4 protein-coding genes are annotated in these 5,426 nt (G+C 70.1%); 1 reads left to right on the forward strand and 3 read right to left on the reverse strand.

Features of this window, described 5'->3' with window-relative positions:
* Positions 1-204 precede the first annotated feature (204 nt).
* Together secA and hpf are read right to left on the reverse strand one after the other, a co-directional pair.
* Entirely contained in the window at positions 205-2,976 is a 2,772-nt protein-coding gene (gene secA / locus QM634_RS02685) for a preprotein translocase subunit SecA (RefSeq protein WP_415041232.1), read from the reverse strand.
* Between the two features lie 145 nt (positions 2,977-3,121).
* A complete protein-coding gene (hpf, locus tag QM634_RS02690; protein ID WP_415041233.1) occupies positions 3,122-3,871 on the reverse strand; it encodes a ribosome hibernation-promoting factor, HPF/YfiA family in 750 nt (249 codons plus the stop codon).
* Between the two features lie 121 nt (positions 3,872-3,992).
* Between hpf and QM634_RS02695 the strand changes: the two genes are divergently transcribed.
* Positions 3,993-4,688, forward strand: a complete 696-nt coding sequence (locus tag QM634_RS02695; RefSeq protein ID WP_415041234.1) for a ComF family protein — start codon at positions 3,993-3,995, stop codon at positions 4,686-4,688.
* A gap of 21 nt (positions 4,689-4,709) precedes the next feature.
* Here QM634_RS02695 and QM634_RS02700 read toward each other — a convergent pair.
* On the reverse strand, positions 4,710-5,426 hold a 717-nt coding region (locus tag QM634_RS02700), incomplete at its 5' end, for an LpqB family beta-propeller domain-containing protein (protein ID WP_415041235.1).

Consider the following 5,426-nt stretch of genomic DNA (forward strand, 5'->3'; position numbering starts at 1 on the left):
CCGGCGGCCGCGCGCGCTCCGGCGCCGGCCGCAACGCGGGCACCGCACGCGCCTCACCGGAACAGTCGCACGGCTGCGCCCACCTCCCCGGGTGCTCGAACCGTGGAGCGGGGCGAACGACGACCTGCTGGGTGTCCATATACATGGGACGCAGCGCAGGGCCGAACGGTTCCCTCCGAACCGAAAGTCACCCGAGGGCAATCGTCAGCGACGACGCTTTCCGCCGCTGCGCTTGGCCGCCGGCTTGCGCTTGGCGCGCCGGTTCGGCTTCATCGGCTCGTCGGTGACGTCGGCCGGCTCCTCGTCGAAGACCTCGGCGTCACCGCTCTCGTCGGGACCGGTGTAGGTCATGGGAACCTCGGCGGGCTCGGCGGGCACCCCGCGGGCGCGCAGCGCGGCGGGAACCTTCGACTGGTCGGCCGAGTCGGCGACGGGGCCGGTCGGCAGCGCCGGGCCGGGGGTGGGCATCGGCTCGGTCTCGACCTGGGCGTTGAACAGGAACCCGAGGGTCTCCTCCTTGATGCCCTCGAGCATGCCGTGGAACATGTCGAAGCCCTCGCGCTGGTACTCGACCACGGGGTCGGCCTGCGCCATCGAGCGCAGGTAGATGCCCTCGCGCAGGTAGTCCATCTCGTAGAGGTGGTCGCGCCACTTGTTGTCGATGACCGACAGCAGGATGCTGCGCTCGAGCTGGCGCATCGCACCCTCGCCGGCGATGGCGTCGATCTCGTCCTCGCGCTTGGCGTAGGCCTTGTGCGCATCGGTGATCAGGACCTCGCGCAGCTCCTCGGGCGCGATGTCGTCGCGCTCGCCGAACTCGTTCTCGCCCATGACCTGCTTGGGCGACAGGTCGATCGGGTACAGCGCCCGGAGCGCGTCCCACAGTTTGTCGATGTCCCAATCCTCGGCGTAGCCCTCGGCGGTCGCCCCGTCGACGTAGGCGCCGACGACGTCGTCGATGAAGCCCTGGATCTCACCGCTGTGGTCCTCGCCGGCGAGGATGGTGTTGCGGTCGTGATAGATGACCTTGCGCTGCTCGTTCATCACCTCGTCGTACTTGAGGACGTTCTTGCGGACCTCGAAGTTCTGCTGCTCGACCTGGGTCTGCGCCGAGCGGATGGCCTTGGTGACCATCTTCGCCTCGATCGGCACGTCGTCGGGCAGGTTGACGCGGTTCATGATGGTCTCGAGCGCGGCACCGTTGAAGCGGCGCATGAGCTCGTCGCCCAGCGACAGGTAGAAGCGGGACTCGCCCGGGTCGCCCTGACGGCCGGAACGGCCGCGCAGCTGGTTGTCGATGCGGCGCGACTCGTGCCGCTCGGTGCCCAGCACGTAGAGACCACCGGCCTCACGCACCTCTTCGGCCTCCGCCTCGGCGTTCTGCCGGGCGATCGTGATCGCCTCGTCCCAGGCCGCCTCGTACTGCTCGGGCGTGTGCACCGGGTCCAGCCCGGCCTTGCGCAGGCGCGAGTCGGCGATGATGTCGGCGTTGCCGCCGAGCACGACGTCGGTACCGCGGCCGGCCATGTTCGTCGCCACGGTGACGGCGCCGACGCGGCCCGCCTCGGCGATGATCTGGGCCTCCTGCTCGTGGAACTTCGCGTTCAACACGTTGTGCGGGATGCCGCGGCGCTGCAGCTGGCGCGACAGGTACTCCGACCGCTCGACGCTGGTCGTGCCGATCAGGACCGGCTGGCCCTTCTCGTGCCGCTCGGCGATGTCGTCGACGACGGCGTCGAACTTCGCCTCCTCGGTCTTGTAGATCAAGTCGGTCTTGTCCTGGCGGACCATCGGCTTGTTCGTCGGGATCGGCAGCACGCCCAGCTTGTAGATCTGGTCGAACTCGGCGGCCTCGGTCTCGGCCGTACCGGTCATGCCCGCCAGCTTGTCGTACATGCGGAAGTAGTTCTGCAGGGTGATCGTGGCCAGGGTCTGGTTCTCCGCCTGGATCTCCACCCCTTCCTTCGCCTCGATGGCCTGGTGCAGGCCCTCGTTGAAGCGACGGCCGTCGAGCACGCGGCCGGTGAACTCGTCGACGATGACGACCTCGCCGTTGCGGACGATGTAGTCCTTGTCGCGGTGGAAGAGCTCCTTGACCTTGATCGAGTTGTTCAAGTAGCCGACGAGCTGGGAGTTGGCGGGGTCGTAGAGGTTGTCGATGCCGAGCTGGTCCTCGACGAAGGCGACGCCCGCCTCGTGCACGCCGACGGTCTTCTTCTTGATGTCGACCTCGTAGTGGACGTCCTTCTTCATGAGCGGCGCCAGGCGGGCGAACTCGACGTACCACTTGCTCGACGAATCGGCCGGGCCCGAGATGATCAGCGGCGTGCGGGCCTCGTCGATGAGGATCGAGTCGACCTCGTCGACGATCGCGAAGGCGTGGCCGCGCTGCACCTGCTGGTCGAGCGAGTGCGCCATGTTGTCGCGCAGGTAGTCGAAGCCGAACTCATTGTTCGTGCCGTAGGTGATGTCGGCGTCGTAGGCGCGCTTGCGGGCCTCCGGCGACATCGCCGACAGGATCACGTCGACCTCCAGGCCGAGGAAGCGGTGCACGCGGCCCATCCACTCCGCGTCGCGCTTGGCGAGGTAGTCGTTGACGGTGACGACGTGGACGCCCTTGCCGTCCAACGCGTTCAGGTAGGCCGGCAACACACAGGTCAGGGTCTTGCCCTCACCGGTCTTCATCTCGGCGATGTTGCCGAAGTGCAGTGCGGCACCACCCATGATCTGGACGTGGAAGTGCTTCTGGTCCAGCACGCGCCAGGCCGCCTCACGGGCCACGGCGAACGCCTCGGGCAGCAGTTCGTCGAGGGTCTCGCCGTCGGCGATGCGCTCCTTGAACTCCGCGGTCTTCGCCCGCAATTCGTCGTCGGAGAGCGCGGCGGTTTCGTCTTCGAGCGCTTCCACGTGACCGGCGATCACGTCGAGGCGCTTGACCATCCGGCCTTCACCGACGCGGAGCAGCTTGTTCAGCACTGGCAATCCCTTGTGTTTAACCCGTGAAATGTCATGACCGCTCTGGTCCCCCGGGGCGGGGGCCGCAGCGCGGGCCCTCTGACATGGTACGGAACACGCGGTCGACGTGCCGCAGCGCGTCCTCCGGCGCGGCGCCGGCCGGCGATCAGGTCAGCCGGATGACGCCGTAGTCGAACGCGTGGCGGCGGTAGACCACCGACGGCTGATCGGATTCCTTGTCGTGAAACAGGAAGAAGTCGTGGCCGACCAGTTCCATCTCGTACAGGGCGTCGTCGACGGTCATCGGCACGGCCGGGTGCTCCTTGACGCGGACGATCTGGCCGGGCTCGTGGTCGTCGACCTCGTACTTGGCCTGATCGCGCTCGGCGGCGGCCACCGAGTCAGCCGCGCTGCCCGCGAGGTCGCCGGCGCCGGTTGCGGTCGCCTCGGCCAAGGAGGTCGGGGTGCGCAACCCGTAGTGGATCTCCCGACGCGTCTTCGCGCGGCGCAGGCGCGAGTCCAGGCGGTCCAGGGCCAGCTCCAGGGCGGCGTAGAAGTTCTCGCCACCGGCCTGCGCGCGCACCACCGGGCCCTTGCCGATGGCAGTGAGCTCGACCTGCTGGCACGCCTTGGCCTGCCGACGGTTGCGCTCGTGGTAGAGCTGCACGTCGAAACGCTGCACCCCGGGGGCCAGGCGCTCGAGCTTGGCCAACTTGTCCTGTACGTAGACGCGGTAGTGCTCGGGGATCTCGACGTTGCGCCCGGAGAAGGTGACGGTCGCCTCCGGCTCCGCCGGCGTCGCGGAGACCACCGTTCCCCGCGGCCGCGTGAAGGCCGCCTCGGCGTCATACTGCTCCGCCCCTCGCGAACGGTTGACCTTCGACTCGCGATGGCCCTTGCGGTGGATGACGCTCATACAGACTCCTCCTACTGGCGGGGCATGGTGAGTCCGACCGTAGTCGCAGTTGCACCACCCTGCCAGGTTTTGCCGCCACGGCGGGGTCGGGCGTGGTGCGATGGGGTCGGGGGTAGTCGCATTGGGGGAATCAGGAGACCGATTCGCGCCCGGGTCGTTGCTCGCGGCGCTGCTCGACCTCGTCGTGCCGCTGGTCTGCGGCGGCTGCGGGAGGCCGGGGGTCTCGTGGTGCGCGGGCTGCGCGCGCCGGCTCGACGACGCGCCCCGGCTCGTGCGACCGCGGGTGCGCGTCGGCGTCCCGGTGTGGACGATCGGCGCCTATCGCGACCCGATGCGCAGCGCGATCGTCGGGGTCAAAGAGCGGCACCGGCGCGACCTGGTCGCCCCGCTGGGCGGTGCGCTGGTGCGGTGTCTGAGCATCCTGGACCGGTGGGGCGAGCTGCCCGACGCCCGGCGCCTGGTCCTGGTCCCCGCACCTACCCGGGCGCTCGCCGCACGACGGCGCGGCGGTGATCCGGTCGAGGCGTACTGCCGGGCAGCGGCCGTCGGAATCGGCGGGGGCGCGCACGTGGCCCCACTCCTTCGCACCCGGGCCCTGGTGCGTGATTCGGCCGGGCTGTCGGCCGGCGAGCGCAGCGCGAACCTGCGCGGTGCGGTCCGGTTGCGCACCACCTCCGCGCCGGTGGACCGATCGTGTGCGGTGGTGCTGGTCGACGACGTCGTCACCACCGGCGCGACGATCGCCGAATCCGTGCGGGTGTTGCGCCACCACGGCGTGCCCGTCGACCTCGCCGTCGCCCTGGCCGCCGCCGACTGAGCGGCGGTGACCGTCAGCGCGTCAGGGCATCACCGGGATCATGTCGGGCCCCTTGGCGGCCGGGACGTCCACCCAGGTCTGGCCGCGGTCGCGGGCACTGCTCGACAGTTTCAGCACGCCGCGCGAATCCGCCACGTAGGTGGCCGACAGGTTCGCCGCGACGGCGCGCACCGGCGGCGCCAGGTTGCCGGTGACCTGCCCGGCCGCGGGCAGACCCGACACCGGGACCTGGGTGACCGGTGTCTCGGCGGCGTCTCGCGCGACGACGACCGTCGTCGGCGACGCCCAGTCGAGGGCGACCGCCCGGTTGCCGATGTTGAAAGCGGCGAACCGCGGGTGGGCCAGCACGACCCGCCCGTCGTCGGCCGTCTCGATCACCGCGAACAGCACCTGGCCCGCCACGATCAGGGCCACTCGCACCCCGTCGGGTGAGACCTGCAATTCCTGGATGGATCCCTTGGCGACCGCCTCCAACGCCTCGGTGCCCACCACGACCGGCCGGTTCTCGCCCCCGGCCCACCGGGTCGGCTTGCCGTCGACCACCGCCCACACGTCGTTGTTGGCGGCGAAGGACGGTCGGGTGATCGTCGCCCCGGTGCCCAGGACCGCCATCGCCCCGCCGTAGGGGCCGGCGACGATCTGGGTGTTGGCGGGCCCCGGCGGCGGCAGCTCGTCGGCTGGCTGCGCCTCGCCGGGCGGCGTGATCGGGCGGTCGACGCGCGGGCCGCGCACCGCGGC

Origin of the sequence: Gordonia sp. (in: high G+C Gram-positive bacteria) (genome assembly GCF_047606305.1) — a bacterium.
In the GTDB taxonomy this organism is placed as follows: Bacteria; Actinomycetota; Actinomycetes; order Mycobacteriales; family Mycobacteriaceae; genus Gordonia.

What these genes read in the sequence shown, in the direction of transcription:
- hpf (WP_415041233.1), bottom strand. Translation starts at nt 3,871, where the DNA reads ATGAGCGTCATCCACCGCAAGGGCCATCGCGAGTCGAAGGTCAACCGT.